Source organism: Abiotrophia sp. HMSC24B09 (assembly GCF_001815865.1).
Lineage (GTDB): Bacteria > Bacillota > Bacilli > Lactobacillales > Aerococcaceae > Abiotrophia.
Window position 1 is genome coordinate 24,286 of sequence record NZ_KV822211.1, and the last position, 26,066, is coordinate 50,351.

Below are 26,066 nucleotides of genomic sequence, written 5' to 3' on the forward strand. Positions count from 1 at the left end.
GACAGGTCTCAGCCGCTTTAAGCGCATGACTTATTCTAAGTTATAAGGAAAAATATGAATTATTATATATTGAAGATATGACGAGACCGCCAAGCAAAAGCCTATTAAATCAGGCTTTTTCAGTCAAAAGACGAACGTTCTTGTGAAATTCACCCAACTTTGTGAAAAACGGCTAAGTAAGACCGTAAAAATCATGGCGCTAAACCCTATTTATTAGTGTAACACTAATAAATAGGGAACGTAAAATAAACAAATAAGACTGGGACAAATGTCCCAGTCTTATTTTATTTTTTCAATAATGGTTTGAGGTACTGGCCGGTGAAGGAGCCCTTGACTTTGGCTACTTCTTCCGGTGTCCCAGTGGCGATAATCTGACCACCGCGAACCCCACCCTCTGGCCCAAGGTCGATGACATAATCGGCGGTCTTAATGACATCCAGATTATGTTCAATCACCACTACGGTATTGCCCGCTTGGACTAGGCGGTCGATGACCTCTAGCAGCTTGCGAATGTCGTGGGCGTGAAGCCCGGTCGTTGGTTCATCCAAGACATAGAAGGTATTGCCGGTCGAAACCCGCTGCAATTCGGCCGCCAACTTCATGCGTTGAGCCTCCCCACCTGATAGTGTAGTGGCAGACTGACCCAGGCTAATATAGCCTAAACCCACATCTAGCAAGGTTTGGAGTTTGCGCTTAATTTTTGGAATCGCAGCGAAGAACTCCACCGCTTCTTCAACGGTTAGGTCTAGCACTTCGGTGATATTAAGGCCCTTGTACTTGATTTCCAGGGTTTCAGAGTTATAACGACGGCCACCACAAACCTCACAAGGTACGTAGACGTCTGGCAGGAAGTGCATCTCAATCTTGTTAATCCCACCACCGGCACAGGCTTCACAACGCCCGCCCTTGATATTGAAGCTGAAGCGCCCTTTGTTATAACCGCGCAACTTGGCTTCATTGGTCTGGGCAAATAGATCCCGTATATCGTCAAAGACTCCTGTATAGGTAGCCGGGTTACTGCGTGGTGTCCGGCCAATCGGACTCTGGTCAATGTCGATAATCTTGTCTAAACTTTCGTAACCCTTGATTGACTTAAACTTACCTGGACGGGTCTTAGCCTTAGTCAGCTCCTTGAGCAAGGCTTGCTTAAGGATGGCATTGACCAAACTGGATTTACCTGAACCCGAAACCCCCGTCACTGCTACAAAGCGCCCTAATGGGAATTTGGCGGTGACATTCTGCAGGTTGTTCTCGCTAGCTCCCGTAACGGTTACCCAGCCCTTGTCTTCCTGACGACGGCTGGCTGGCAAGGCGATTTTCTCCTGACCCGACAGGTATTTACCTGTTAAGGAATTTGGATTCTTCATGACCTCTTCTGGTGTCCCACATGCAACCACTTGGCCACCGTGCTCGCCGGCACCCGGCCCAATATCGATAATATAGTCGGCTGTCATCATGGTTTCTTCGTCGTGTTCCACCACAATCAGGGTATTACCCAAGTCCCGCATCTGTGTCAGAGACTGAATCAGACGGGAGTTATCGCGTTGGTGGAGACCGATAGAAGGCTCATCCAAGATATAGAGGACCCCACTAAGATTGGAGCCAATTTGGGTAGCCAGACGAATACGTTGCGCTTCCCCACCTGACAAGGAACCAGCCACCCGACTCAGGGTCAGGTAATCTAACCCCACATTATTGAGGAAGGTTAGGCGATCGGTCACTTCCTTGATAATGGGCTTGGCAATGACTTCATCTGCCGGCCCAAAGGTCAGGCTCTTGAAGTGAGCCAAGGCATCACTAATAGACAATTCAGTAGCTTGGGCAATATTGAGGTCCCCTACCCGAACTGACAAGGCTGTTGGGTTGAGACGTTGGCCCTGGCAGGCCGGACAGATATGCTCGACCATGTACTGGCGCATGACTTCCTTGGTATAGTCGGAACCCGTATCGTTGTAGCGGCGTTCCATATTGGTAATGACCCCTTCGAAGACCGTATCAACCGTCCGCGTGCCGGTGCCCGACATTGGGGTGTAGGTGAATTTGAAGCTGCGACCGTCTTTGACCCCATACTTAAGGTCTGCTTGCTGGGACTTTTTGAGCTTCTTATAAGGAACATCCATGGGAATCCCTTCCTGCTCACAGAATTGGCGCATCATGGACATATAGTAGTTGGAACTGATTGGATTCCAGGCGACAAAGGCTCCTTCTTCCAAGGTGAGATTTTCATCGGGAATGGCCAAGGCCTCATCTACTACTAAACGGGAACCCAGACCATCACAGCTTGGGCAGGCACCAAAAGGCGCATTGAAGGAGAAGAGACGAGGCTCCAGCTCGCCCATCTGGAAGTCGCCGTGCGGGCAGGCAAAGTGTTCATTAAAACGTAATTCCTGACCATCAATGACATCGATGATGACATAGCCTTCAGATAGTTTGAGGGCGGTCTCCATGGAATCGAAGAGGCGGGAGCGGACGCCATCCTTGATGACGACCCGGTCCACCACGACGTCGATATTATGCTTGTTATTTTTAGCTAGTTCAGGCACTTCGGTGACATCATAAACCTGACCATCCACTCGCACCCGGACAAAACCGTCCTTATTAATCTTCTCTAGGGTCTTCTGATGCTGGCCTTTTTGATTACGAATCAGAGGGGACAGAATTTGGATACGCGTGCGCTCAGGCAGGTCTAGGACCTGGTTGACCATCTGCTCAACGGACTGGCGTTGGATGGGAATATGGTGATGAGGACAGTAAGGTACCCCAACTCGAGCATAGAGCAAACGCAGGTAGTCGTTAATTTCAGTTACCGTCCCGACCGTTGACCGCGGATTGTGGCTAGTGGTCTTCTGGTCGATGGAAATAGCCGGGCTCAAACCCTCGATGGAGTCCACATCCGGCTTATCCATTTGACCTAGGAACTGGCGGGCATAGGCCGACAGGCTCTCCACATAGCGGCGTTGGCCCTCTGCATAGAGAGTGTCAAAGGCCAGGGAGCTCTTACCTGATCCAGATAGACCCGTCACTACGACCAGCTGGTCACGAGGAATCTCTAGGTTAATATTTTTTAAGTTATGGGACCGTGCCCCTTTGATTACAATTTTATCTTTGGCCATTGTCTTTCTCCTCTGGTTCAATCTTACCCTACCCATTATAGCACACTTAGTCTCCTAGGTGCGAAAATTTGTTCGCAAAAAAAGCGCCGACCCTCAAGGGCTAGCGCACTGCTTGATAACAGAAACATTCTGGCTCGTGGTCATTGACCATGCCGATGGCTTGTAGATAGGAATAGACCGTCACACTGCCTAAAAACTTGAAGCCACGCTTCTTGAGGTCTTTGGTAATGCGATCGCTTAGATCACTTCGGGTCGGCCGCTCCCCTGGGGGTGGAAAGGCCACCTGGCCCTCCGTAAAGTGCCAGATATAGGCATCGAAGCTGCCCCATTCGGCCTGAACCTTGAGAAAGGCCTGGGCGTTGGCAATGGTCGCTCGAATCTTGCCCCGATGGCGGATAATCCCCGCATCCTGGGCTAACCGTTCGACATCCTCTTCCTGATACTGGGCAATACGGCCATAGTCATAGCCTTCCAAGGCACGGGCAAAGTTGGCCTCCTTGGATAGGACCAAGCGCCAGGACAAGCCCACATGGAAGGATTCCAGGACTAGCCATTTGAAGAGGTCTAAATCCTGGTGCTGAGGCACACCCCAAACCTGGTCATGGTAGGCCTGATAATAATCCGGCATATTGGTGGCCCAGGCGCAACGTTTTTTACTTGCGTCCATGGTCCTTGCCTTTGGCTTGGTCATCCTGGTCATCTTCTAAGGCGCTTGGGTCAAAGGCGAATTGGTCGGTAGGATCGACGAATTCCTTCTTCTCTTCATTTAGGACTAAGCCTAACTTGGCCATGGCAGCCTCTAAGTCTTTATCGTTTTTCAATAAGAAATCTTCATCTTTTAATGCCATAAGTCTTCCTCCTTTATTAGTCAGTCAGGTCGTGATAGGCCTGATAGACGCTCTGTTTTTTCAGTCCGTAAGTCTTGGCCACTTGCTTAATGGCTTGCTTGGCATTGACGCCTTCTTGGGCCATGAGGTCTTGGACCAAGACCTTGAGATCGGTCTCTGCCGTTAGCTCAGGGCCCGTCTCGACCTTACCCCCGCCAGCGATTAAGAGGACACATTCGCCCTTGATTTCCTGGTCCGCTAGGCTCATGAGTACTTGATGTACACTGCCTCGAATATAGGTCTCATAACGCTTGGTTAACTCCCGAGCTATGACCACGGCTCGATCCGGCCCCAATCCCTGGCGAATGGCCTGCAGAGCCTGCTTGATGCGGTGGGGCGACTCGTAGAAAATGGCCGTCGAATCCTGGCCTGCCACTCGATCTAAGACAGCAACCTGGCCTTTCTTATCCCGTGGGAAGAAGCCGTAATAGGTGAAGGTCTGGCAGGATAAGCCCGAAGCAATCAAGGCTGTCAGGGCCGCATTGGCGCCCGGCAGAGCTACCACTGCCAGTCCCTGGCTAAGGGTGGCATCCACCAAGGGATGACCCGGGTCGTTAATCAGGGGCATGCCGGCATCTGACACCAAGGCCAAATCCTGACCTTGCGCCAAACGTTCTAACAAGGGCTGGAGACGGTCAGCCTGGCTATGCTCATGGAAGCTCTGCATAGGCGTCTCAATCTCAAAATGGTTTAAGAGTTTAATGGTATTGCGGGTATCCTCCGCCAGAATCAAATCCGCTTCCTTGAGGTGTCGAATGGCCCGGAAGGTCATGTCTTCCAAGTTACCAATCGGCGTTGGCACCAAGTAGAGGGTGCCACCCGCCCGGGACTCAAAGCTCCGTTGTTCCATCTTGCACCTCCAAAGGGATAATTAAGGGTTGGCTAGCCGATAAGGACGTCAAGCCATGGCGGAAGAGATAGTCTTCTTTCTGGGATCGGGTCAGTCGCTTAAAACGCGCCTCTGCCCGCATGGCCAGAGATCGGCTCGGCCGCTCTTCCGCATAGAGCAAGCGAACCGGCCGGCGCTTGGCTTGTTGGGTATATTTAGCGCCCTTGCCAGCATTATGACTGGCAGTCCGCGCTTCTAAGTCCACCGTATAGCCGGTATAGAGAGTATGGTCCGCGCAGTAGAGCACATAGAAAAAATACTGTTTAGTCGCCATAATAAATTGCCTTCATTTCTGGGGTGTATTGCTGATCCGACCCATAAATGACAATCGGCGGCTCCACCTTCAGACCTTGGCGCCCACCCGCATAAATGGCTTCAACCAGCACCACCTTGGCCACCTGGTCGGCCTTGCCATAGGCAAATTGCAGGCGATGAACACTAAAGCCCGCCCCTAGCAAGGTCTCCATCAAGTCATCTAGGCGGTCTGGCCGATAGACACAGAAGAGCTTGCCCCGCGTCTTGAGCTGGCGCTTGGCCTGGGCCACCCATTGTTCCAGGGTCAAGTAGACCTCATGCCGGGCAATGGCATGGGAGGTCAGGTGGTGTTGGGTCTGTTTGTTAGTGACCGAGAAATAAGGAGGATTGCAAGTTACAACATCATAGAGGGGGCGCGCCGCCGCCATGGTTTTGACATCCCCTTGGCGAAAAGTCAGCCGGTCCGTCAGATCATTGAGCTGGCAAGAGCGCTGGGCCATGTCCACTAGGGCCTCTTGCAGTTCAATCGCATCGATGTGACCGGCTGTTTTGGCACTGAGCAGGAAGGGAATGACCCCTGTCCCACTACAGAGATCCAGAATTCTGGCCGTCTGGCGTCGTGGCACCTTGGCAAAATGGGCCAATAGAATGGCATCGACTGAGAAGGCAAAGTAGTCTGGATTTTGTATAATCGATAATTTCTCGCGGGCTAGATAGTCTAGGCGCTCGCCGGGCTTAAGTAAGTCAGTCGCGTCTGTCATAGGGACCTCCTAGTGGTTGTCGCGCTGGAAACTATCCAGGAGATTCTGACAGAAGATACACTCTTCACCTGGCTCCCGCTTCATACCATAGAAGGTATGGCAGATATGGATGCCTTCCTGGTAGAAGGTCTGCAGGCGCTCGCGCCCCGCTTGTTGCCGTTTGGCTGGCGCCACTTGACTAGTCTCCTCCGGATGCTTGTCTTCTTGCTCTGGGGGCAAATCCGTCAGGGGCGGGCTGGCTTCGCTGACGACCGATGCTAGCTGGGCATTGGCCATGCGAAGACGATTATTTTCATGGGAAAGTTCTGTTACCTGGTGCTTGAGTTGCGCCATGGTATCACTTAATTGGCTAAACTGACTATCCATTAGGGCCAGAATCTGGGTCAAGTTTGACTCATCCATTAGCACAACATCCTTTCGTTATCAATAAGAGTGAATTGGCTTGCTTAGCGCCCCGCCTTAAATCGTAAGACGCACTGTTCTAAAGCCAACTGAGGGGATACATTAGCCAAAATCCGCTGCTTAGCTTCTAGCAAGAGCTGATTAAGCCGCAAGAGGTCAGCCTGGCTAGGCAGGCCTTGTTTGGCCAATTCGGTCAAGAAATGCCCCTGGAAATCATAGGCTGCTGCCTTGGTTAAGAGCTGATGGGTCAGACGCAGGCAATAATCTGCCAGGTCCAAGCCACCCTGCTGAGTCAGGTCTCCCTTGAGACGGGTCTGCAGAACCACAAAGGCCATAGGGTCGCCCATCACTAGCTGGCGATACCAGCCGTTCCAGGTCTTGATAGCCTGCTCAAACTGGGTCGCCTCATAATCGCTGGTCCAGCGAGCCACGGTTTCCTCTCTGAAGCCTGCCAGGATCTGGGCGTGAACGGGCAAGACGCCGTGAGCCTCCCAGTCCGCTGCCTGGGCTTGGCGGTCTGGCGCCTCCAGATGCAGGACTTGAACCCGTGACAAAATAGTCGGCAGGAGCAAGTTAGCACTTGGGCTCCAGAGGAAGAGATAGACATTGGCCACCGGCTCCTCCAAGATGGTCAAAAGGGCGTTGGCCGAAGAGGCATTGAGGCGTTCGGACTGCTCAATAATAGCAAACTTACCCCGCCCTTCTAGCGGGCTCTGCCCCAACCATTCCTTGAGCTCGCGGACCTGGTCGACCTTGAGGGTCTGGCCTTGAGCCTCTAAGTAATAGACATCGGCATACTGGTTATCGGCAATCCGTTGGCGGATGGTCGTTGGGTCGCCAGCGCTATCCCTAGAGAAATAATCTTGGGCTAGGGCCGTTATGACGGCTCGCTTGCTAGTTATGTCCCCACCTGTCAGCAGATAGGCGTGGGCTAGGTGGCCTTCCTGGACCTGCTGGGCAAAATAAGCCTTGAGGGCTTCGACGCTATAGGTAGCCATACCAGTCGCCACCTAGAATTGGTGGAAGCTTTCGATTGGTAAGACGAAGACGGTCGCGCCCCCTACTTCAACTTTAACAGGTAGGTTAACAGCTGAGTCTAGTCCCATATCCAAATGGAGCGGAGCGCTGACATATTGTTCACGCGCCTTAGAACATTGGTCAATAATCTTCAAGACTTCCTCAATCCGTTCTTCCTCAATCCCAATCATAAAGGTAGTATTGCCGGCCCGTAAGAAACTACCGGTGGTAGATAACTTGGTGGCACGGACATTGGCATCATAGAAAGCGCGGCTCAATTCGTTTTGGTCTTGATCTTGAACAATGGCAATAATTAATTTCATCATGATACTCCTTCTCCTCTCTGTCTCTAGAGGGCATGTTGATGTAGAACGTCAATACAAGCAGCCACGACCTGGTCTAGTGGCGCTTGGCCGTCAATGACCTTAATGCGCTCTGGCGAGGCTTGGGCCAAATCTAGGAAGGCCTGGCGGACCCGGTTATGGAAGTCCAGGGATTCTTGGTCTAGGCGATCATACTGGCGCTGACCACGAGCCTGATGAATGCGGGCTAGGCCCACCTCAGCTGGCACATCGATTAAGAGGGTCAGAGCCGGCAGTTGATCTTCTACCGCAAATTGGTTAATGGACCAGATTAGATCCACCGGAATATCGCGGGCCATGCCTTGGTAAGCCAAGGACGAATCCACGAAGCGGTCACAGAGAACGATTTTACCTTGACGCAAGGCTGGTAGAATCACTTCGACCAAGTGTTGACGGCGGGCTGCCGCAAACAAGAGGGCCTCTGTCCGCGGGTCCATGGCAGTGTGATCCACATCTAGAATAACCCGTCTAATCTCCTCCGCAATGGGCACGCCCCCCGGCTCACGAGTGGTCAGGACTTGATGGCCCTGGCCCTCTAAATAGGCGGTTAACTCCGCAATCACACTGCTCTTGCCGGCCCCATCAGGACCTTCAAGGGTTATAAACTTTCCTGGAAACATGCCTTCTCCTCACTTTGTCTTTCCACTATAATTCACGTCGCCCTTCAATGGCCCGGAAGAGGGTCATCTCATCGGCGTATTCAATGTCACTGCCTACCGCCAAACCGTGAGCTAGGCGGGTCACCTTAATACCAGCGGGCTTAAGCAAGCGGGCCAAGTACATGGCGGTCGCTTCCCCTTCAGCCGTGGCATTGGTGGCCACAATGACTTCTTCAATCTCCGTCTCCTGCAAACGACGCAGGAGCGAAGGAATATTCAAATCTTCTGGCCCCGTGCCTTCCATAGGTGATAAGACCCCATGAAGGACATGGTAGAGGCCATGATATTCATGCATTCGCTCCATGGACATGACATCCCGGGCATCTTCTACCACTAGGACCGTCTTGCTGTCACGACTTTGATCGGAACAGATGACGCAAAGCTCGCTGTCCGTGATATTGCCGCAAGTCGGGCAGAAACGCAAGTCACGTTTGACTTGAATCAGGGCTTGAGCGAACTCGGTCACGTCGGATTCTTTCATGTCAAGGACATAGAAGGCCAACCGAGCCGCTGTCTTGGCTCCAATACCCGGTAATTTGGTAAAACTATTGATTAACTTCGCGATAGGTGCAGGGTATTGCACTGGGTGGCCACCTCCTTTGATGGTTTATAGGCTAGAAGGGTAGGTTCATGCCTTGGGTGTATTTACCTAGGCGTGATTCCGTCGCTTGGTCTACTTGCTTCAAAGCATCGTTGACTGTTGCAATCACTAAATCTTGTAACATCTCGATATCATCTGGATCTACCAAGTCTGGCGCTAGGTCCAATTCTACCAATTCCTTCTTGCCGTTGACTTTAACCGTTACTAGTTGGTTAACATCTTGGGCTTGAAAGATAGTAGCTTCAATGGCCGCTTGCTCCTTGGTCATTTCTTTTTGCATTTTTTGGATTTTTTGCATCATGCCTTGCATGTTGCCCATATTTCCCATTCCACGCATCTTTATATCTCCTTTAATGCTTGCTTTATTTTTCGTAATCGATGTCGACCACATCTTGACCAAAGAGGGCCAAGGCTTGGCTGACAACAGGTGGGAGGTTGTCCTGATCTGGTGCCTGTGCGAAGACAGGATCAACCGTCGGCAAGTCCTCCTGGTCCACTAGTGGCTGAGCGGGCTCTGGCCTTTCCATTGGCAGGCCAAACAAATCGGTGCCTGGCTCACTTGCCTCTGGCGCTTCTGGCAAGTCCATCATGACTTGCTCTAGGCTTTGGAAGTCGTCTGACTGTGGCTTGGCTTGTTCAGCTTCTATAGACTCTGCTTCAGGGGCTAGCCTAATAGGTTCTACCACGGCACCAATTTTGATTGGGCCGCCCGCTTGATCATAGAGGACCTTATAGGTCTGGCGCACCTGACTCCATTCACTCTGTAAGACAAAGGCTAGGGCGACCGGCCGGTCAAAGTGGCGGGCCAGTTGGCGGCTAAGTTCTTGGACGAAGTCCGCATCTTGTTGGACCCGGCCACAGAAGTCCTGGCTCTTGAAGGATAAGAGAATACGTTCAGGACCTGCTGCCTGTACCTCTGCCCCCGTCAAGCGCACGCGGTCTTGTGGTGGCAGGGATTCTAGCCAAGCAGCCCAGCCGCTTTTGAGCTGGCTGACGTCTTGACGTGTGGCTTCATTGAGGACGGCATAGACGGCATCCGTGTCCAAATGATAGGCTTGACGCTGTCCACCAGGACGCTCGCGCGGTACCCGTGGTTGGTCATCCTCTGCTGGGGCTTGAGGGCTAGGGACTGCTTGAGCAGGAGCTCCCGCCTGCAACTGAGCTTCTAATTGGCTAACCTTGGCCTCTAGGGCTTGCGCCTGACGCACAAGGTCGGCCACGGCGCCTGACTCAGGGCCAGAAGCTACCGGCTTATTTGAGACCTCTTGAGCCAATTCAATGGTAGCCACTTCTACGAAGAGGTCTGCCTGCGTAGCAAAACGCATTTGATTTAAGGCCTGATTCAGTCTTTCAATTAGATTGTAATAGAAGCGATTGTCCCCAGCCTGACGCAGAGGCTTGAGTTCTGCTTGGGTCAGGAGGGTGAAGTTGTCTTTGGAATTCAAGGTCAACAAGAGGTCCCGGCAGAAGAGGATTAACTCTTCCACGAAGCGGTTGGCCTGCTTGCCTTCTTGAAGACTGGCCTGCAGGATGCTCAAGGCCTTAGGCCCATCGTGGGCTTGCAGGGCAGTCAGATAATCGATATAGACGAGCTGAGACAAGGACCCCGTCACTTCCAAGGCCGATTGAACGGTCACCGCTGAACGGTTATAGGATAGGGATTGGTCCAGCAAACTCAGGCTATCCCGCATCCCACCATTGGCGGCCCGCGCAATCACTGCCAGGGCTTCGGCTTCAAAGTCAATCCCGTCTTGTTCCAGAATATACTGCATGCGGCCGACTAAATCAGCCTGACTAATCCGGCCGAAGTCGAAGCGTTGAGTCCGCGAGATAATAGTGGCGGGAATCTTATGGGGTTCCGTCGTTGCTAGGATGAAGAGAACCTGAGCCGGTGGCTCTTCCAGGGTTTTGAGCAGGGCGTTAAAGGCCCCGGTGGTTAGCATATGGACCTCGTCGATGATATAGACCTTGTAGGTCGCTTGACTGGGCGCATAGCGCACCTTGTCCCTTAGGTCACGGATTTCCTCAACCCCGTTGTTGGAGGCCGCGTCAATCTCAATAACGTCGCTTAATTGGCCAGCTGTAATGGCCTGGCAAAGTTCACACTGGTTGCAGGGATTGCCATCTGTCTGATGTGGACAATTGACTGCCTTGGCCAGAATCTTGGCCGCAGAGGTCTTCCCTGTTCCCCGTGGCCCGGTGAACAAATAGGCGTGGCTTAATTGCTGGTTCTTGACCGCATTTTTTAGGGTTTCGGCAATTAGGGGTTGCCCCACTAACTCGTCAAAACTTTGGGGCCGCCAGACCCGATATAAGGCTTGATAACTCATTGTCCACCCTCCTTTTTGGGCACAGATATTTCCTATCTATTATAGCATAAGTAGCCCTTGATTCGCTAGGTATGGCCCTAGAAAATCAAGGCAACTTGCTTAAATCTGCCTAGCACTAAAACTCCTTTCCCTATTTATCTATTCTATAGATAAATAGGGTAGAAGTTGGTCAAAATACGTGATATTTTGGACACTAAATTCATGATTTGTGCCTTAAATATAACTACTGGCAGGTTAAAAGAAAACCCATTATATCATATATGATATAATGGGCGATTTTGATAGTATTTGATGGGTAAAAAAATAAGCACATGGCTTTGTCACTTATAGCTGCTACCTTCCGGTCCTGACTCGATTCATGACGCCGCCATTGCCTACTCTTATTCTAGCAAAAGCTGACTCAAAAAGCAAGATGGACGAACCAAAGCTCAATCGCGACTTCTTGGCTGGCACGAGCGTTGGCCTGGCAGTCCCTTGGCTCCTTTCCTTATACCCTAATCCAGCAAACAAAAAACAGAGCACCATACAAGACGGTACTCTGGGCTTTGCTAGAAGATTCTAGCCTTATCATAAGCGGAAAACGGGATTCGAACCCGCGACCCCCACCTTGGCAAGGTGATGTTCTACCTCTGAACTATTTCCGCAAGTTGGCGATGCCGGCTAAAGGATTTGAACCCTCGACCCTCTGATTACGATTCAGATGCTCTACCAACTGAGCTAAGCCGGCTACAGCTTGCTAAAAGCAAGAATGAGTCATACAGGGCTCGAACCTGTGACCCTCTGATTAAAAGTCAGATGCTCTACCAACTGAGCTAATGACTCTTGTAACGACTCATATATCATAGCTTAGATTTACATTTTAGTCAAGTCATAGCCTAAATTTTTTCAGAATTTTTGCTGAGTTTTAGTGTTTCATTCCATTTTCAGTCTATATAGTATATAAGGAGGTGCTCTATATGCGATTTATCTTAGCCTTTTGTTTGGGGGCTTGCCTAGGTTCTTTTGTGCCTTGTTTGGCCCACCAACTGGTTTTTGACCATTTTAATTGGCGGGCTCGTTCCTCTTGCGATTATTGCCATCATCCTCTCTCCTGGAAAGAGCTCATCCCCCTGATTTCCCAAGCCCGCCTCCATTCCCGTTGCCCTTACTGTCACCAAGTAATCTCATCGATTTACTGGCAAAGCGAGTTGGTGGGAGGCAGCTTAGCTATCGGCGTGGTCTTGATGGCTGCTTATCAGGCCTGGTCTCCTACTCGAATCTGCTTATATAGTATCTTACTCGTCTTGCTTGCTGTGATGGCTGCTTGCGACCTCTGGGCTTACTGGGTGCCGGATATCTTACAGCTTGCTTGCCTACCTTTTAGTTTCTTCCTTGCCTTTTATCAAACTTGGGATGGCTGGAAGATGCTGGTGATTGTCCTTGCCTTGGGCTTTCTCATCTTACTCCAAATTTTGCATCCCCATTGGCTTGGCGGAGCTGATATCAAATTACTGGGCCTGCTCTGGCTGTCTCTTCCACTCAGGGCGCTAGCTTGGCTCTTGGGACTGGCAGCCGGGCTTGGTCTTTTGATGGTTGGCAGTCGGCCTAGGCGCTGGCACCAACCTATTCCCTTTGTCCCAGCCATTGCCCTCGCCTACTATCTAGTCTTAGCCCTCTTGCCATGGCTCACATAAAAAACCAAGCTGTACAGAAGACAGCTTGGTTAGATGAGTCTTAACGTTGTTGATAGAGACTACGAGCGATAAAGGCCACATAGTGCAGGGTGCCGACTTCATTGTGGTGGACGCCATCTGACACATACCATTCCGGATGTCCCACTTGATAGGCTTGCCAATCAATTACATGGGCATTTGGGTAGCGACGGGCAGTGTCTTTAATATAGCTATTCACTTCCGTGTCTTCACCATCCGCGTTATGGACGGTTACAAAATAGACTTCTCTACCCTGTAAAATCGCCATGAGCTGATCCATTGAATCAGTATCTAAGCCCCCGTTAACCCCAAGTTGGATAACCACTTTAGGTTTAACTAGACCCGACCAAACACGGTCCTGTAGAATTTCTTGCGCTCCGTTATAGACGGACAGGCTGACCTTACCGTAGGTATTGCCTTGCCAGAAGATATCAGAGAAGGTCGATGAGTTAAGCAAGGCCACCGAGTCACCAAAGAGCGATACTTCTTGAGTAGTCGCATAGATGATTTCAACTGGTGACAGCATAGCCACAAGCTCTGGATTAAGGGCAGCGGCTTGCTCTAAAACTTCCTTGTTCTCCTCAAAAAAGGCTTGCATTTCGGCATTAACCTGACTAGCTTTAATGGCCTTATCAAGGATGGTTTGGTGAGACTGTGGCGTCACATAGTCGGTCTTAAAGGTCGTGTCCACTGACTTGAGATCGGTCTGTAGGGCATCCATAGCTTCAGTCCCAGGATAAATGGCTTTTTGAACATGGGTCTTGTTAGTAAAGGCCAAGTACTCCAATTCAAACAAGGCAAAGCGTTGATAGTCAGCCGCTAGCAAGAGGCCGACGACTAAGATAAGGGCACCCACTAGCCCTAGGCTAGCCTTACGCCAGTCTGGCCAACGCCACGCCCCTTGTCTTAAGCGCGTCCAGGCGTTCTTGAAGCGACTGCCCCAAGTCCAGACAGGCTGAGGCGCGCGACCTTCAACTAGCCAGTAGAAGATTTCGCTAGCCAGTAGGATGACCAATAAGACCAGGATAGCTGTCCAGGCGGTATGAGGTAGCGCCTTGAGCAGGCCGGTCAAGAGCGGATAGTACCAGAGGTAGAAGGAATAGGAGCGACGACCAAAATGGGTCAAAAAGCCCCAATCAAAGACCAAACGCCCTAGGGTTGCCCCTCCTACTAAGGCCAGCACTAGTAACATGGTCAGGATGTTGAAGGCTGGTAACCAGAGATAGTAGGTAATACCTGCCTGGTCTGATGCAGTAAAGCTAAGCACTAGCATGAGCGCGACTGACACCAGGGCCAGAATGTTAAGCATGGCTTGCTTGTGCTGATAGCGATAGCAAGCGTTAAGGAAAATTGGCAATAAGTAAGCCAGGGCAATCCCACCCGCTACACTAGCAAAGCGGGTCACCAAACCATAATAAACCAGAGAGGGATCCCCTGATGGTTGGTAGAGGTAGAAGGTCAATGTGTGACTGAGACTCATCAGAGCCAGCCAAAAGGCTGCCTTATAGTAGGCCGAAAAGTAGGCTTTCTGGGTCACCCAGATACCAGCCACTCCGACTAGGAAAGACTGGACATAAAGCGAATTATACCAGAGGTGGGTAAATGGCGAGGTCCCAGCCATCTGAGTAAAGTAGGACCGGCCGGCGCTAATCTGGAAGTAATTATTGAAGAAGAAGAGACTAGATAGAATGTCGCTTCGGTCATAAGTCAGCTCTCGTCGATCAAAGGCTAGCAGATAGGCCAATAGGATTAAAATAAAGACCAAGAGTGGCCACCAAAGCCGTTGGACTGTTTTTAAGACATAGTTTCTCAGGGCATGTGGCCGATTACCTTCTTGGATTTTCTCCATGCTTCGCGCAAGGAAGAAGCCCCCTAGGACAAAGAAACTATTGACCCAGAGAAAGCCACCGCTGGTCACGCTCGGAAAGAGGTGATAGCTAATGACCATCAGAATAGCCAAACCCTTTATGCCATTCAGGCCTCGTATATGTTGTCCTTTCATCTTGCCACCTACTTGTACTTGTTATTTTATTATTATAAGGGAAATCTTAGCCCTATACCGTAACAATCAGATTACGTTCTCAGGGCTTTCCGGCAACAAATGAACTCGTGTCTCCTTGCCCTATCAGCAAAAAAGAGACTGGAATCGAAATCCCAGTCCCTACATGATACTTACTGGTCTTAGGCTTTGCCTGTTGAACCAAACATGTCCATGATTTCTTTAGTTGTCTTCACAATGGCTTCTTTACCAGGTGCGATGACTTTACGTGGATCATAGACTTCTGAGTCAGCTGCTAATTTAGCACGAACAGCTGCTGTCCATTGTTGTTGCAATTCAGTGTTCACGTTGATTTTAGCGTGACCACGTTCGATTGCTTTCTTGATTTGGAATTCTGGAATCCCTGAACCACCGTGGAGTACAAGTGGAGCACCAGTTGCTTCAGAGATAGCAAGCATTTCATCAAAACCTAATACAGGTTCGCCAGCGTAAGTCCCGTGAACTGAACCTAAAGCAGCAGCTAAAGCGTCGATTTGACCTTCAGAAACCATGCGTTTGCATTCTTCTAAATCAGCGTATTTGATCCCGCCGGTTACGCCATCTTCAGTACCACCAACTGTACCAACTTCTGCTTCTACAGAAACGTTCTTAGGATGAGCATAAGCCACTACTTCTTTGGTTAAAGCGATGTTTTCATCGATTGGGTAGTGAGAGTGGTCGAACATTACGGAAGAGAAACCTGCATCGATGTATTGTTTACATACATCAACAGATGAACCGTGGTCTAAGTGCAAAGCAACTGGTACTTTTACATCCATTGCTTCCAACAAACCATTTACCATGCCGACAACAGCAACAGGGCCACCCATGTACTTACCAGCACCTTCAGAAACCCCTAAGATAATTGGTGAATTGTTTTCTACAGCAGCTTGTAATACCGCTTGGGTCCATTCTAAGTTGTTGATGTTGAATTGACCAACAGCGTAATGACCTTCTTTTGCTTTCTTCAACATTTCCGTCATACTTACTAAACGACTCATGTTTATGCCTCCTTGAATTGGATTATTTTATGTTTTTATTATACTCCATTTTCACTGCCTTGGCTAGTCTTTCCCCCTAGCCAAGGCCAGAAACTGCGCCATAGCGTTTTATTCACAAGTTCGCCTCTTGTCTAGTCAGGCACCGCGCATCTTCAGACAAAAACCGCACAAGCTCTGAAAACTTGTGCGGTCCTTGACTATGCTTGTTGCGCTTGGCAGGCTGCCACGAAACCATCAAAAATAGCTTGTGGTCGGTTAGGACGAGAAATAAATTCCGGATGGAATTGCGCCGCAATAAAGAATGGGTGGTCTTTAATTTCGACAATTTCCACCAAGCGACCATCTGGGCTCAGGCCTGAGAAAGTCAAGCCTGCTGCTGCTAAACGCTCACGGTAGGCATTATTAAACTCATAACGGTGACGGTGGCGTTCTTGAACCACCTCTTGGCCATAAAGTTGATGAGCCAAGGTCCCTTCTACTAAGCGGCAAGGGTAGAGACCCAAACGCAGCGTGCCGCCCAAGTCGCCTTCTGCCTCTTGGTCAGGCAGGAGATCGATAATTTTGTGTGGGCAAGCTGGATTTTCTTCACCTGTATCCGCATCATGGATGCCTACCACATTACGGGCAAACTCGATGCAGGCCAATTGCATACCCAAGCAAATCCCGAAGAATGGTAATTTGTGTTCGCGAGCATAGCGAATGGCTGCGATTTTTCCGATTAGGCCTCGGCTACCGAAGCCACCTGGTACTAAGACGCCATCGACATCAGCCAAGTAGTCCGCGACATTCTGATCATCCACTTCTTCGGCATCAATCCAACGAATGTCAATCTCAGTATCGTGTGCATAACCTGCATGCTTGAGTGCTTCCACAATGGATAGGTAAGCATCTGGCAAGGACACGTATTTACCGACTAGACCGACCGTGACCTTACCCTTAAGATTGAGCACCTTATTTTCTAGCGCACGCCAATCGGTCATATCTGCTTCTGGACATTGGATACCAAAGTGGTCCAGTACCAAATCATCCATGCCTTGCGCTTGAAGATTAAGCGGAATCGTATAGAGGGTCTCGACGTCGCGAGACTCAATCACAGCATTAGGTTTAACGTCACAGAAGAGGGCTAGCTTGTCCTTAATACCACTTGGCAACTCTTCTTCGGTACGGACTACCAAGATATTAGGCTGAATCCCCAAGCTCCGCAGTTCCTTGACGCTGTGTTGAGTTGGCTTGGTCTTGAGCTCGCCCGCTGCCTTGAGGTAAGGAATGAGGGTGGTGTGAATATAGAGCACATTGTTGGTACCCATGTCGGCCTTCATTTGACGTAAGGCTTCAAGGAATGGTAGGGACTCAATATCCCCTACTGTCCCCCCTACTTCAGTGATGACAATATCGGCATCGGTTAATTCACCTGCACGACGGATTTTATCTTTGATTTCGTTAGTGATGTGCGGAATCACCTGAACCGTTGCCCCGAGATAGTCACCCCGACGTTCTTTCTTGAGCACTTCGGAATAGACCTTACCGGTAGTGACATTGGAATATTGGTTCAAGTTAATGTCGATGAAACGCTCATAGTGACCTAAGTCCAAGTCTGTCTCGGTCCCGTCATCGGTGACAAAGACTTCCCCGTGTTGGTAAGGACTCATGGTGCCGGGGTCCACATTGATATAAGGATCGAATTTTTGGATGGCTACTTTGAGGCCACGATTCTTGAGCAGACGCCCTAAGGAAGCTGCTACAATCCCTTTACCAATAGAGGAAACTACCCCGCCTGTTACAAAAATATACTTTGTCATGTCACTACTCCTTTTCCTTGTCTATTTACTAAATGAAAATCGCTCCCCGTTCTAGGAACAGGGAGCGCTCACTCGGTCAGTTGCCCCTAAAAAGCTTTAGGGGGCCCACATAAAATATTACGCTAAAGCTCTGACCGCGTCAAGTTTATTCTTCTTCGTCTTGTAACTCTTCTTCGTATTCTTCGTCTTCTGATTCGAAGTCATCGGCTTCATCATCTTCAGCCTCGAAGGAAGCATCACCGTCTAAATCTAGGTCATCGTCGCCGAAATCAGAGAGGTCAGAAGCGTATTCGCCCAACTCTTGACTTTCGTCGTCTAAGTCAACGGCATCGTCTTCAATGAGGGTTAGACCACGAGTATCGTCGTCATCCTCATCTTCCTCATCCACATCACCGTAATCGTCTAAATCAGTATCGTAGATATCATCTGCATCTTCTGGATCATCATCGTTGTAGTCGATCATGTCGTCTCCTTCAGAGAAGGCATTGTATTTACGTTTCTTACGACGGCTAACTGGACGATCATCTTCAGCTTCAGCGCTAGAGATAATTTCTTCATCGATTGCATCGATTGGGTACCAGCCACGCAAGCCCCAACGATTCTCCCCTAAGGAGATAAAACGACCGTCGATATTCAAGTCGGTATAGAAGCGGACCATACGGCTTTCTAGCTCTAACTCTGATAATTCCAAGTAGTTTTGGATTTCAATCAGTAATTCCGTAAAGTCTACCACATCACCTTTTTGTTCTAAAATTGCGTGAGCAACTTCAATCATGGATAAATCTTTGCGGTCTTGTCCTTCAAATTGTTTCAAAATCATGGTTTGACACACCCTCCCTAGTATACTCTTATATATTACCTATTTAAGCGACATAAATCAATCGAAAACGATAGTTTCCTAGCAATTCTTGATCATTTTTTAATTGATAGTCGACGGTCAAGGCATAGCGGATTTTTCCTGCTTGATCCGCCGGCTCAAAATGCCAGTGCAAGTGCTGGGTATGGACACTCAAAGGCCAGCTGCCCTGAGGAGTCTGGTAGTTGGTCATGGTTTCTTGTTCTGGCGCGAAGAGCAACACCCCCTGGGCCTGACTGACTTGAATCTGGGTGCTCCCATCAGCTTGGGGTAGCCATTTGACTTCAACAGGTTCTTGATTGAGATTTTGATAGGTCAGCTTGGTAAAAGATTCTAGCTCTAAGAGGACCGCCTGGGTCTTGTGGTCATAACGTTCTACCTGCTGACTATCTGGATAAATAATTTGTTGTTCGACCTGAAGGTCAATGCTTACACGTCTCATGAAGGTCCTTTCTGGCCACTTGTTCACTTTCTGTCACAAGATGGGCCTCTCGAATGGTTCTATATAGTCATTATACCGCAAATCGTGCTATAATAACACCATAGCAATCGCTCTCATCGGCATTTAGGAGGGCAACTTTGACAAGAAAGGGGGAGGGCAGAATGGCATTGCCACAATTTCCGTATTTATCACAGCATGAATGGCGTTACTTCGACGATGCTAGCCATGATCCGGCGCTACCGGCAAGCGATAGTTTGGCCTATCAGGACAGCTTCATTCGTTGGCTCCCTCATTTACAAGGGGACCAGCCTCAGGGCCTCGTTCACTTTTATTCCATTGATCGTCCCACTGTCCTCTTGGGCGCCAAAGATAGCCGCCTGCCTAACTTAGCGGCTGGTTTGGCCTACCTAGAAGAGCAAGGCTTCGACTACGCCCTCCGGCCCCATGGTGGTTTGGGTGTGGTCTGTGATCCAGGCATCCTGAATATTGGCTTGGCAAGCGACCTGACCCACTTCCCCCTATCCATTGATGCCGCCTATGAACAGATGGTGGCCCTGATTGGACTGTCCCTGATACCTTATGGCCTTGAGCTTGAAGCCTATGAAATCGCCCAATCCTACTGCCCTGGTACCTATGACTTGGTCGTGGGGGGCCAGAAAATCGGGGGCATTGCCCAACGTCGCTTTAAGACCGGTCTGACGACTGCGGCTTATATCAGTGTAGCGGGTGACCAAGCTGCTCGCGCCCAACTCATGGCGGGCTTTTACCAGGCAGCTGGAGCGGACGACAGCTATCCCCAAGTAGACCCAGCGGTCATGACGACACTGGCTCATGCTTGTGGTCAACCACTTGACCGCCAGTCCTACCAAGAAGAGTTGATCCAGCTGATTAGCCACTATCAAAAACTAGTCCCAGGCGACTATCAAGATCCTGACCTAGTGCCTATCTTTAACAAAATGCGCCAAGTTTCCTTGGCCCGTACCCAATCACTTAAATCAGAAGTCAATAGCACGCAAGATAGCTAAGGAGGTTATGCCATGTTTAACTTTGATGGGACCGTTGAGGCCCAAAAACTCAGCCGTGAGAAGGTCTTCCGCGACCCGGTACATGGCTATATCCATATCCAAGACCAGATTATCTTAGATCTGATTAATACGCGAGAATTCCAACGCCTGCGCCGCATTAAGCAATTGGGCGGTTCTGTCTACACCTTCCACGGGGCAGAACATTCGCGCTTCGGTCATTCTCTAGGCGTCTATGAAATCACACGTCTCATAGTCGACAAATTCGAACGCCAATACCTGTCCCAAACGCCGGGTGACGGCCTATGGCAGGCCTCTGAGCGCTTGGTCGCCCTCTGCGCTGCCTTACTCCATGATATTGGCCACGGTCCCTTCTCCCATGCATTCGAAGGGATCTTCCATACCAACCATGAGGAGATTACTCAACGTATTATCACCTCGCCTGAAACTGAAATTCATCAGGTACTGTTACAACTTGGCCCAGAATTCCCGGCTAAGGTCGCCAGTGTCATTAATAAGACCTACCCTAACCAACAGGTGGTCCAACTGATTAGTAGTCAGATTGATGCCGACCGCATGGACTATCTGCTTCGCGATGCCTACTATGCTGGCGTCTCCTACGGCACTTTCGATTTGACGCGGATTTTGCGGGTGATTCGTCCCTTCAAAAACGGCATTGTCTTCGACTTCTCGGGCATGCACGCCATTGAAGACTATATCGTCAGTCGCTATCAAATGTATATGCAGGTCTACTTCCACTCCGTCTCCCGCGGCATGGAAATGGTCCTCCACAGCCTACTGACCCGCGCTAAGACCTGTTATCTGGAAAAAGCGGACCAGATGAAGACCCAAATTAGCTTCCTAGAGCCCTTCCTGCGAGGGGACTGGCTCCTATCTGATTACTTGCGACTGGACGACCACATCCTCAGCAGCTACTTCAACCACTGGCTAGACGAAGAGGATATCTTGCTGGCAGATTTGGCTAATCGCTTCCTGACCCGCAAACCTTTCAAATCAGTTCTGACCAGTCCCGAAGAGAAGACCGAACTGACTATTGCCATCGACCAAGAACTAGTCCGTCTGGGCTATGACCCTTACTATTATTTCGCGGAGAATTCTAGTTTTGACCTGCCTTATGACTATTATCGTGTAGGTCAGATTAGCAAACGCACCCAGATTGAGCTCATTACCAAGATGGGGCAGATTGTTGAGCTATCTCAAGTTAGTCCCCTAGTCAATTCCCTAGCCGGCAAGCAGCGCGGCGATTTGCGTCTCTACTTCCCTAAAGAAATTTTGACCACAGCCGAGGATACGGCGGCCGACCAGGTCAATGAGAACCAGACCACCTTGCTGGCGGCTTATTACAATGAGCGCAACGACGTTACCCAGAATATTCAACAAAGACTGTTCTAAGGATTAGAAATAGATACTAGCTTTTCAAACGGTGAATAACAGTAGTCGCTCAAGCAAACGTCATGCCCTTGGAAGGGGACCGGCTTTAGCCTGGCTATCCGCCAGTCTTCCTCCTTGTCAGGCTATGGAATCGCTAAGTCGCGACGCTCCAAGCGCTTCTCATACGCCTGCCATCCTCAACCTTCCAATGGCATGATGTTTGACGCGACTACAGTTATTCACCTAGCTTCAAGGCTAAAAGCTGTCCTATGATGATATAAATAGCGATCCACACACAAAAAACCATTATATCATATATGATATAATGGTTTTTTGCTATGCCCTAATTTCCTCTAAGTAGCCATCGCGTATGGTAAGGACGCGGTCGTATTGGGAAATGAGGTCTGGCGTAATATGGTGCTCAATGTCAATAACCAAGCCGGGATATTGACGTAAAACTTGGTTTAAGGCTTCTGCAGCTTGAGCATCAAGTCCTGAAAGAGCCTCATCCACTAGCAAAATAGGCTTTTTGAAGAGGAGCGCACGTGCAACCTCTAATCGCTTGAGTTCACCGCCCGACAAAATTTGTTGGTCACCACCCAAAACTCTAGCCAAAGATTCTGGATCAGCAAACTTCGCCAATCCTACAGCTTGTAAGGCCATTTCCATTTCCTCTGACCTGTAATCTAGTCCTAAACTTAAATTTTCTCCTAAAGTCAGATTAAAAACAAAAGGCGCTTGTTCCACCATACCAAACCAAGATCCTTCATCCGATGGTAATGCATCTCGATTCAGACTCACTTTGCCTTCCAGCAGTGGGATTTCGCCCATCAGAGTCTGGATAAGGGTTGACTTACCCGAACCTGATGGAGCCTGCAGGAGGATTTTTTCTCCCAAGTTCAACTGGAGATTCAAGCCTTTAATCAAAGGACGATTTGGATAACCAACTGTCCCATCCTGCACCTGAATCAATGCTTGCTTTTCACCACGCACTAACTCTAGGTGCGACTTTTCGACTTGAACTGGTTGCATTATCTTGTCTAGGAGTGGCTGTGTTGCGGACATATTATTATAAAGTTGAATACAGGTCATTAGGGGAGAAATCACCCGATCTGCCGCCATGTAAATGGTAATCAACGCCCCCACCGTTAGACGACCTGCCATGACAGATTGAATGCCTAGTAGCAAACCCACCAAAAGGGCACCAACATAGAGTAAACTAACCAAGGTATTGGCTATTTGTTGCTTGAGCTCCATTTGGAGATAGGCTGACTCTGAATGATTCAATTGGGACATAACACGCGTTTGTCCCGGTAGTAGTGCCTGAAAACGACTTAGGAGTTTACGCCCTTTAAGAAAATCATCCAATTGATTGACGAAACGCTGGTTTTCTCCTTGCCAGTTTACAGTGGCCTCTTTGAGCCACTTGGCGCTGAGGCGCGGTACCAAGACAGGTATAAATCCTAGCCCAACAAAAATCAGCCCTACTGGTACATCAAGCATCATTAAGAAGCTAAAAGTAACCGCCGTCTGCAAAAGACAGTAGACAAATGTCAAGAGGCTAGCGACTATCCGCTCATCAATCTGCGTCACCTCGGTCGTAATACTAGCCAGATAGGCACTGGCAGCGCCCAATCGCGGTCTAGCACTGGCCTTAGTCAATTCTTGCGCTTTTAACTCAATCCTAACTTGGGTCCGAATTTTAGCTAGGAAGTAACGCTGCAAGGCCTGCGAAAGGGCAATTAGCATGAGAAAAGCAAGCCACTGCACTGTTGTCCAAGTCCCGGAAACGTAATCTCCCACTGTCAGAAAGTCGGTAAAGCGCCCTAAAAAGTATGGTCCCCCGATACCATCGAAGGAAAGTAAAATAGAAAATAGGATGCAAGCCAGAACTAAATTAAACTTTCCAACAAACAATTTACTTATTTTCCTCATCTGTCACCCCGCCCTTTCCTAATAAGGCCCATATATATTCAGTGCGATATCTTGTTTTGCATTTTATCCTTAAAACTCCCGTTTGTCAATATCCATAAAAGGATAGTAAAGGTGGCATTTTGAATTCATAAACTCTCTTAAGCGTATGTAACCAGAAGCAATATATTTATTAACGTATTTATGGACAAAACAAAAAAGCTAGAGACTCCGATAAAACGGAGTTTCTAGCTTTATTTCTGAGCTTGAAAATTACTTCAAGGTTACAGTTGCGCCAACTTCTTCCAAGGCAGCTTTCAAAGCTTCTGCGTCTTCTTTAGAAGCGCCTTCCTTGACTACAGATGGTGCGCCGTCAACTAATTCTTTAGCTTCTTTCAAGCCTAAGCCAGTTGCTTCACGGACAACCTTGATAACTTTGATCTTACCTGCACCTGCGTTAGTTAATTCAACGTCAAATTCAGTTTTCTCTTCAGCTGCTGCTGCTGGACCTGCTGCTACTGCTACAGGAGCTGCTGCAGTTACGCCAAATTCTTCTTCGATTGCTTTTACTAAATCGTTTAATTCGATGATTGTTGCTTCTTTGATTTCAGCAATAATGTTTTCAATGTTTAATGCCATGATTAATTTCCTCCATTAAGTTTAGTATTGTGTAATTAAGCTGCACTTTCTTTTGCTTCTGCAACAGCTTTAATAGCCAATGCAGTGTTGCGTACTGGGGCTTGCAGTACAGAAAGGAGCATAGAGAGCATGCCGTCGCGGTCTGGAAGAGCTGCAAGAGCCTTCACGTCTTCTGCTGAAGCTGCTTTCCCTTCGATTAAGCCACCTTTGATTTCAAGCTTTTCAGCTTTCTTCGCGAATTCTGCGATAACTTTCGCTGGCGCTACAACTTCTGATTCGCTGAACACGATAGCAGTTGGGCCTACAAAGTGGGCATCCAAGCCTTCGATTTCAGCTTGAGCAGCAGCACGACGTAAGATGGTGTTTTTCACAACCTTCATTTGCACGCCGTTATCACGCAACTCTTTACGTAAGTTAGTCACTTGTTCAACGGTTAAGCCTAAGTAGTCAACAACGACTACAGATGCTGCAGATTTGAGTTCTTCAGCAACTTTTGAAACTTCTTCTTGCTTTTTCAAGAGAATTGCTTTTGTCATAATTTCACCTCCGCTAGTTTGATATAGAGATTCTTATGTTGCCATAAAAAATCTCTATGTCACCTTAGACATAGAGATAGCTTCCATTCGTGGAACTTCCTCGGTAAGAAATTAAGGCCTGCGCCACTTACTGTCTTCGGTCGTTATATTAACGTATGTTATTGTAGCGAAGAAGGGCCATCATGTCAAGCCTCTTCGCGGATTTCTCGCTAAAAATTAGAGAGAAGTAACATCCAACTTGATCCCAGGACCAAAAGTAGTGCTCAAAGTCAAGTTGTTGATGTAAGTACCTTTAGCAGCGGCTGGTTTCACACGCAAGATTTGCTCGTGAAGCGCCTTGAGGTTTTCAACCAATTTGTTGTCTTCAAAAGATACTTTACCGATTGGCACGTTCACGATACCAGCTTTGTCAGCACGGTAAGTTACTTGACCAGCTTTGATGTCGTTTACGGCTTTGGTTACGTCCATGGTAACAGTCCCGGTTTTAGGGTTTGGCATCAAGCCTTTTGGCCCTAAGACACGACCAAGGCGACCCACTTGACCCATCATGTCAGGGGTAGCGACCATCACGTCGAATTCTAACCAACCGTCAGAAATCTTTTGGATTAAGTCTGCTTCACCAACAAAGTCAGCACCTGCTGCTTCCGCTTCTTTAGCTTTTTCGCCACGCGCGATTACAACTACACGGCTGGTTTTACCAGTCCCGTGTGGCAATACCATTGCGCCACGGATTTGTTGGTCAGCTTTCTTAACGTCGATGTTTAAGTTGTAAGAAACTTCAACGGTAGCGTCGAACTTAGCGAAGTCGATTTCTTTTGCTAAGGTAACAGCTTCGTTAGCTTCGTATTTTTTGTTGCGGTCTACTTTTGCAAGAGCCGCTTGTAAGTTTTTGCTCTTTTTAGCCATTTTTCTTCCTCCTATGTTGTGGTTATAACGGTTTGACCTCCCACACCCGATAGAATTCGGGTTGAGAAGCTACATTGTGCTTAGTCTTGGACTGTAATCCCCATTGAGCGAGCAGTACCTTCAACCATGCGCATTGCAGCTTCAACATTGGCTGCATTTAAGTCTGGCATTTTAGTTTCTGCGATTTCTCGTACTTGATCTTTGGTTACAGTGGCAACCTTAGTTTTGTTAGGTACACCTGAACCTTTGTCAACTTTAGCAGCTTTCAGTAACAATACTGGAGCTGGTGGAGTTTTGGTGATGAAAGTAAATGAACGGTCTTCGTATACAGAGATAACAACAGGAATAATCAAGCCTGCTTGATCTTGTGTACGAGCGTTGAACTCTTTACAGAACCCCATGATGTTTACTTGTGCTTGACCGAGCGCTGGACCTACTGGTGGAGCAGGGCTTGCTTTGCCGGCTGGGATTTGTAATTTAACTTGTTTTACGACTTTTTTAGCCACGAAACATTCCTCCTTAATTTTTGGTTCGTGATGTGGTTCATGGAAGCCTAA

The 26,066-nt window shown here is 48.9% G+C and carries 26 protein-coding genes, 3 tRNA genes, 1 other RNA gene and 1 other annotated feature; of the genes, 3 read left to right on the top strand and 27 right to left on the bottom strand.

Going from position 1 to position 26,066, the window contains the following annotated elements; genetic code table 11:
• Nucleotides 1–284: 284 nt before the first annotated feature.
• The 17 genes from uvrA to HMPREF3093_RS07785 form a co-directional block, all read right to left on the bottom strand.
• Nucleotides 285–3,113 (bottom strand): excinuclease ABC subunit UvrA, encoded by a 2,829-nt coding sequence (gene uvrA, locus HMPREF3093_RS07700; RefSeq protein ID WP_070756414.1) that lies wholly within the window; start codon nucleotides 3,111–3,113, stop codon nucleotides 285–287.
• Nucleotides 3,114–3,213: 100 nt separating this feature from the next.
• The gene (locus HMPREF3093_RS07705; RefSeq protein ID WP_070756415.1) at nucleotides 3,214–3,780 is read right to left on the bottom strand and encodes a DNA-3-methyladenine glycosylase I; all 567 of its coding nucleotides are present in this window, start codon (nucleotides 3,778–3,780) and stop codon (nucleotides 3,214–3,216) included.
• Nucleotides 3,767–3,961, bottom strand: coding sequence for a hypothetical protein (locus tag HMPREF3093_RS07710; protein ID WP_070756416.1), 195 nt, complete (start codon nucleotides 3,959–3,961; stop codon nucleotides 3,767–3,769). Before HMPREF3093_RS07710 ends, HMPREF3093_RS07705 begins: the two co-directional genes overlap by 14 nt.
• Before the next feature lie 16 nt (nucleotides 3,962–3,977).
• Nucleotides 3,978–4,850, bottom strand: coding sequence for a 16S rRNA (cytidine(1402)-2'-O)-methyltransferase (gene rsmI / locus HMPREF3093_RS07715; RefSeq protein WP_070756417.1), 873 nt, complete (start codon nucleotides 4,848–4,850; stop codon nucleotides 3,978–3,980).
• Nucleotides 4,831–5,163, bottom strand: coding sequence for a GIY-YIG nuclease family protein (locus HMPREF3093_RS07720; RefSeq protein WP_070756418.1), 333 nt, complete (start codon nucleotides 5,161–5,163; stop codon nucleotides 4,831–4,833). The genes rsmI and HMPREF3093_RS07720 overlap by 20 nt, the downstream gene beginning before the upstream one ends.
• Nucleotides 5,153–5,905 carry a tRNA1(Val) (adenine(37)-N6)-methyltransferase gene (locus HMPREF3093_RS07725; protein WP_070756419.1) on the bottom strand — a complete coding sequence of 251 codons (753 nt, stop codon included), beginning with the start codon at nucleotides 5,903–5,905 and terminating at the stop codon, nucleotides 5,153–5,155. The genes HMPREF3093_RS07720 and HMPREF3093_RS07725 overlap by 11 nt, the downstream gene beginning before the upstream one ends.
• Before the next feature lie 9 nt (nucleotides 5,906–5,914).
• Nucleotides 5,915–6,307: an initiation control protein YabA gene (locus tag HMPREF3093_RS07730; protein WP_070756420.1), complete on the bottom strand. Its 393-nt coding sequence runs from the start codon at nucleotides 6,305–6,307 to the stop codon at nucleotides 5,915–5,917.
• 44 nt (nucleotides 6,308–6,351) lie between these two features.
• Nucleotides 6,352–7,305, bottom strand: coding sequence for a hypothetical protein (locus tag HMPREF3093_RS07735; protein WP_070756421.1), 954 nt, complete (start codon nucleotides 7,303–7,305; stop codon nucleotides 6,352–6,354).
• 12 nt (nucleotides 7,306–7,317) lie between these two features.
• Nucleotides 7,318–7,647 carry a cyclic-di-AMP receptor gene (locus HMPREF3093_RS07740; protein ID WP_070756422.1) on the bottom strand — a complete coding sequence of 110 codons (330 nt, stop codon included), beginning with the start codon at nucleotides 7,645–7,647 and terminating at the stop codon, nucleotides 7,318–7,320.
• A gap of 26 nt (nucleotides 7,648–7,673) precedes the next feature.
• On the bottom strand, nucleotides 7,674–8,306 hold the full coding sequence (tmk, locus tag HMPREF3093_RS07745; RefSeq protein ID WP_070756423.1) for a dTMP kinase: 633 nt from the start codon (nucleotides 8,304–8,306) through the stop codon (nucleotides 7,674–7,676).
• A gap of 25 nt (nucleotides 8,307–8,331) precedes the next feature.
• Complete coding sequence (recR, locus tag HMPREF3093_RS07750; protein ID WP_070756424.1) at nucleotides 8,332–8,928, bottom strand: recombination mediator RecR; 597 nt, start codon at nucleotides 8,926–8,928, stop codon at nucleotides 8,332–8,334.
• Nucleotides 8,929–8,959: 31 nt separating this feature from the next.
• Nucleotides 8,960–9,283, bottom strand: a complete 324-nt coding sequence (locus HMPREF3093_RS07755) for a YbaB/EbfC family nucleoid-associated protein (protein WP_211234432.1) — start codon at nucleotides 9,281–9,283, stop codon at nucleotides 8,960–8,962.
• A gap of 25 nt (nucleotides 9,284–9,308) precedes the next feature.
• Nucleotides 9,309–11,276 carry a DNA polymerase III subunit gamma/tau gene (gene dnaX / locus HMPREF3093_RS07760; RefSeq protein ID WP_070756425.1) on the bottom strand — a complete coding sequence of 656 codons (1,968 nt, stop codon included), beginning with the start codon at nucleotides 11,274–11,276 and terminating at the stop codon, nucleotides 9,309–9,311.
• 296 nt (nucleotides 11,277–11,572) lie between these two features.
• Nucleotides 11,573–11,658: signal recognition particle sRNA small type (ffs, locus tag HMPREF3093_RS07765), an RNA gene on the bottom strand.
• 190 nt (nucleotides 11,659–11,848) lie between these two features.
• Nucleotides 11,849–11,920 (bottom strand) — tRNA-Gly (locus HMPREF3093_RS07775).
• Between the two features lie 10 nt (nucleotides 11,921–11,930).
• Nucleotides 11,931–12,003, bottom strand: a tRNA-Thr gene (locus HMPREF3093_RS07780).
• 22 nt (nucleotides 12,004–12,025) lie between these two features.
• A tRNA-Lys gene (locus HMPREF3093_RS07785) sits at nucleotides 12,026–12,098 on the bottom strand.
• A gap of 134 nt (nucleotides 12,099–12,232) precedes the next feature.
• Here HMPREF3093_RS07785 and HMPREF3093_RS07790 point away from each other — a divergent pair.
• Nucleotides 12,233–12,949, top strand: a complete 717-nt coding sequence (locus HMPREF3093_RS07790; RefSeq protein WP_070756427.1) for a prepilin peptidase — start codon at nucleotides 12,233–12,235, stop codon at nucleotides 12,947–12,949.
• A gap of 40 nt (nucleotides 12,950–12,989) precedes the next feature.
• Here HMPREF3093_RS07790 and HMPREF3093_RS07795 read toward each other — a convergent pair whose 3' ends face one another.
• The 5 genes from HMPREF3093_RS07795 to HMPREF3093_RS07815 form a co-directional block, all read right to left on the bottom strand.
• Nucleotides 12,990–14,969 (bottom strand): acyltransferase family protein, encoded by a 1,980-nt coding sequence (locus HMPREF3093_RS07795; protein WP_070756428.1) that lies wholly within the window; start codon nucleotides 14,967–14,969, stop codon nucleotides 12,990–12,992.
• A gap of 179 nt (nucleotides 14,970–15,148) precedes the next feature.
• Complete coding sequence (gene fba / locus HMPREF3093_RS07800; protein ID WP_070756429.1) at nucleotides 15,149–16,006, bottom strand: class II fructose-1,6-bisphosphate aldolase; 858 nt, start codon at nucleotides 16,004–16,006, stop codon at nucleotides 15,149–15,151.
• A gap of 197 nt (nucleotides 16,007–16,203) precedes the next feature.
• Nucleotides 16,204–17,805: a CTP synthase gene (locus HMPREF3093_RS07805; RefSeq protein ID WP_070756430.1), complete on the bottom strand. Its 1,602-nt coding sequence runs from the start codon at nucleotides 17,803–17,805 to the stop codon at nucleotides 16,204–16,206.
• Nucleotides 17,806–17,950: 145 nt separating this feature from the next.
• Entirely contained in the window at nucleotides 17,951–18,625 is a 675-nt protein-coding gene (gene rpoE, locus HMPREF3093_RS07810; protein WP_070756431.1) for a DNA-directed RNA polymerase subunit delta, read from the bottom strand.
• Nucleotides 18,626–18,668: 43 nt separating this feature from the next.
• The gene (locus HMPREF3093_RS07815) at nucleotides 18,669–19,103 is read right to left on the bottom strand and encodes a DUF1934 family protein (RefSeq protein WP_070756432.1); all 435 of its coding nucleotides are present in this window, start codon (nucleotides 19,101–19,103) and stop codon (nucleotides 18,669–18,671) included.
• Nucleotides 19,104–19,264: 161 nt separating this feature from the next.
• Between HMPREF3093_RS07815 and HMPREF3093_RS07820 the strand changes: the two genes are divergently transcribed.
• Both HMPREF3093_RS07820 and HMPREF3093_RS07825 read left to right on the top strand, forming a co-directional pair.
• The gene (locus tag HMPREF3093_RS07820) at nucleotides 19,265–20,128 is read left to right on the top strand and encodes a lipoate--protein ligase family protein (RefSeq protein WP_083316323.1); all 864 of its coding nucleotides are present in this window, start codon (nucleotides 19,265–19,267) and stop codon (nucleotides 20,126–20,128) included.
• Nucleotides 20,129–20,140: 12 nt separating this feature from the next.
• A complete protein-coding gene (locus HMPREF3093_RS07825) occupies nucleotides 20,141–21,538 on the top strand; it encodes an HD domain-containing protein (RefSeq protein WP_070756433.1) in 1,398 nt (465 codons plus the stop codon).
• Nucleotides 21,539–21,853: 315 nt separating this feature from the next.
• Here the strand turns inward: HMPREF3093_RS07825 and HMPREF3093_RS07830 are convergent, their stop codons facing one another.
• The 5 genes from HMPREF3093_RS07830 to rplK all read right to left on the bottom strand — a co-directional run bounded on the left by HMPREF3093_RS07830 (nucleotide 21,854) and on the right by rplK (nucleotide 26,015).
• Nucleotides 21,854–23,434: an ATP-binding cassette domain-containing protein gene (locus HMPREF3093_RS07830; protein ID WP_070756434.1), complete on the bottom strand. Its 1,581-nt coding sequence runs from the start codon at nucleotides 23,432–23,434 to the stop codon at nucleotides 21,854–21,856.
• Between the two features lie 267 nt (nucleotides 23,435–23,701).
• Nucleotides 23,702–24,067: a 50S ribosomal protein L7/L12 gene (gene rplL, locus HMPREF3093_RS07835; protein ID WP_023392535.1), complete on the bottom strand. Its 366-nt coding sequence runs from the start codon at nucleotides 24,065–24,067 to the stop codon at nucleotides 23,702–23,704.
• Nucleotides 24,068–24,102: 35 nt separating this feature from the next.
• Nucleotides 24,103–24,603: a 50S ribosomal protein L10 gene (rplJ, locus tag HMPREF3093_RS07840; protein ID WP_070756435.1), complete on the bottom strand. Its 501-nt coding sequence runs from the start codon at nucleotides 24,601–24,603 to the stop codon at nucleotides 24,103–24,105.
• A 36-nt stretch (nucleotides 24,604–24,639) separates the two neighbouring features.
• Nucleotides 24,640–24,761 (bottom strand) — a sequence feature (ribosomal protein L10 leader region).
• 58 nt (nucleotides 24,762–24,819) lie between these two features.
• Nucleotides 24,820–25,509, bottom strand: a complete 690-nt coding sequence (gene rplA / locus HMPREF3093_RS07845) for a 50S ribosomal protein L1 (RefSeq protein ID WP_070756436.1) — start codon at nucleotides 25,507–25,509, stop codon at nucleotides 24,820–24,822.
• Nucleotides 25,510–25,589: 80 nt separating this feature from the next.
• The gene (rplK, locus tag HMPREF3093_RS07850) at nucleotides 25,590–26,015 is read right to left on the bottom strand and encodes a 50S ribosomal protein L11 (RefSeq protein WP_035364969.1); all 426 of its coding nucleotides are present in this window, start codon (nucleotides 26,013–26,015) and stop codon (nucleotides 25,590–25,592) included.
• Nucleotides 26,016–26,066 lie beyond the last annotated feature (51 nt).

What these genes read in the sequence shown, in the direction of transcription:
- uvrA (WP_070756414.1), bottom strand. Translation starts at nt 3,113, where the DNA reads ATGGCCAAAGATAAAATTGTAATCAAAGGGGCACGGTCCCATAACTTA.
- HMPREF3093_RS07705 (WP_070756415.1), bottom strand. Translation starts at nt 3,780, where the DNA reads ATGGACGCAAGTAAAAAACGTTGCGCCTGGGCCACCAATATGCCGGAT.
- HMPREF3093_RS07710 (WP_070756416.1), bottom strand. Translation starts at nt 3,961, where the DNA reads ATGGCATTAAAAGATGAAGATTTCTTATTGAAAAACGATAAAGACTTA.
- rsmI (WP_070756417.1), bottom strand. Translation starts at nt 4,850, where the DNA reads ATGGAACAACGGAGCTTTGAGTCCCGGGCGGGTGGCACCCTCTACTTG.
- HMPREF3093_RS07720 (WP_070756418.1), bottom strand. Translation starts at nt 5,163, where the DNA reads ATGGCGACTAAACAGTATTTTTTCTATGTGCTCTACTGCGCGGACCAT.
- HMPREF3093_RS07725 (WP_070756419.1), bottom strand. Translation starts at nt 5,905, where the DNA reads ATGACAGACGCGACTGACTTACTTAAGCCCGGCGAGCGCCTAGACTAT.
- HMPREF3093_RS07730 (WP_070756420.1), bottom strand. Translation starts at nt 6,307, where the DNA reads ATGGATGAGTCAAACTTGACCCAGATTCTGGCCCTAATGGATAGTCAG.
- HMPREF3093_RS07735 (WP_070756421.1), bottom strand. Translation starts at nt 7,305, where the DNA reads ATGGCTACCTATAGCGTCGAAGCCCTCAAGGCTTATTTTGCCCAGCAG.
- HMPREF3093_RS07740 (WP_070756422.1), bottom strand. Translation starts at nt 7,647, where the DNA reads ATGAAATTAATTATTGCCATTGTTCAAGATCAAGACCAAAACGAATTG.
- tmk (WP_070756423.1), bottom strand. Translation starts at nt 8,306, where the DNA reads ATGTTTCCAGGAAAGTTTATAACCCTTGAAGGTCCTGATGGGGCCGGC.
- HMPREF3093_RS07755 (WP_211234432.1), bottom strand. Translation starts at nt 9,283, where the DNA reads ATGCGTGGAATGGGAAATATGGGCAACATGCAAGGCATGATGCAAAAA.
- dnaX (WP_070756425.1), bottom strand. Translation starts at nt 11,276, where the DNA reads ATGAGTTATCAAGCCTTATATCGGGTCTGGCGGCCCCAAAGTTTTGAC.
- HMPREF3093_RS07790 (WP_070756427.1), top strand. Translation starts at nt 12,233, where the DNA reads ATGCGATTTATCTTAGCCTTTTGTTTGGGGGCTTGCCTAGGTTCTTTT.
- HMPREF3093_RS07795 (WP_070756428.1), bottom strand. Translation starts at nt 14,969, where the DNA reads ATGAAAGGACAACATATACGAGGCCTGAATGGCATAAAGGGTTTGGCT.
- fba (WP_070756429.1), bottom strand. Translation starts at nt 16,006, where the DNA reads ATGAGTCGTTTAGTAAGTATGACGGAAATGTTGAAGAAAGCAAAAGAA.
- HMPREF3093_RS07805 (WP_070756430.1), bottom strand. Translation starts at nt 17,805, where the DNA reads ATGACAAAGTATATTTTTGTAACAGGCGGGGTAGTTTCCTCTATTGGT.
- rpoE (WP_070756431.1), bottom strand. Translation starts at nt 18,625, where the DNA reads ATGATTTTGAAACAATTTGAAGGACAAGACCGCAAAGATTTATCCATG.
- HMPREF3093_RS07815 (WP_070756432.1), bottom strand. Translation starts at nt 19,103, where the DNA reads ATGAGACGTGTAAGCATTGACCTTCAGGTCGAACAACAAATTATTTAT.
- HMPREF3093_RS07820 (WP_083316323.1), top strand. Translation starts at nt 19,265, where the DNA reads ATGGCATTGCCACAATTTCCGTATTTATCACAGCATGAATGGCGTTAC.
- HMPREF3093_RS07825 (WP_070756433.1), top strand. Translation starts at nt 20,141, where the DNA reads ATGTTTAACTTTGATGGGACCGTTGAGGCCCAAAAACTCAGCCGTGAG.
- rplL (WP_023392535.1), bottom strand. Translation starts at nt 24,067, where the DNA reads ATGGCATTAAACATTGAAAACATTATTGCTGAAATCAAAGAAGCAACA.
- rplJ (WP_070756435.1), bottom strand. Translation starts at nt 24,603, where the DNA reads ATGACAAAAGCAATTCTCTTGAAAAAGCAAGAAGAAGTTTCAAAAGTT.
- rplA (WP_070756436.1), bottom strand. Translation starts at nt 25,509, where the DNA reads ATGGCTAAAAAGAGCAAAAACTTACAAGCGGCTCTTGCAAAAGTAGAC.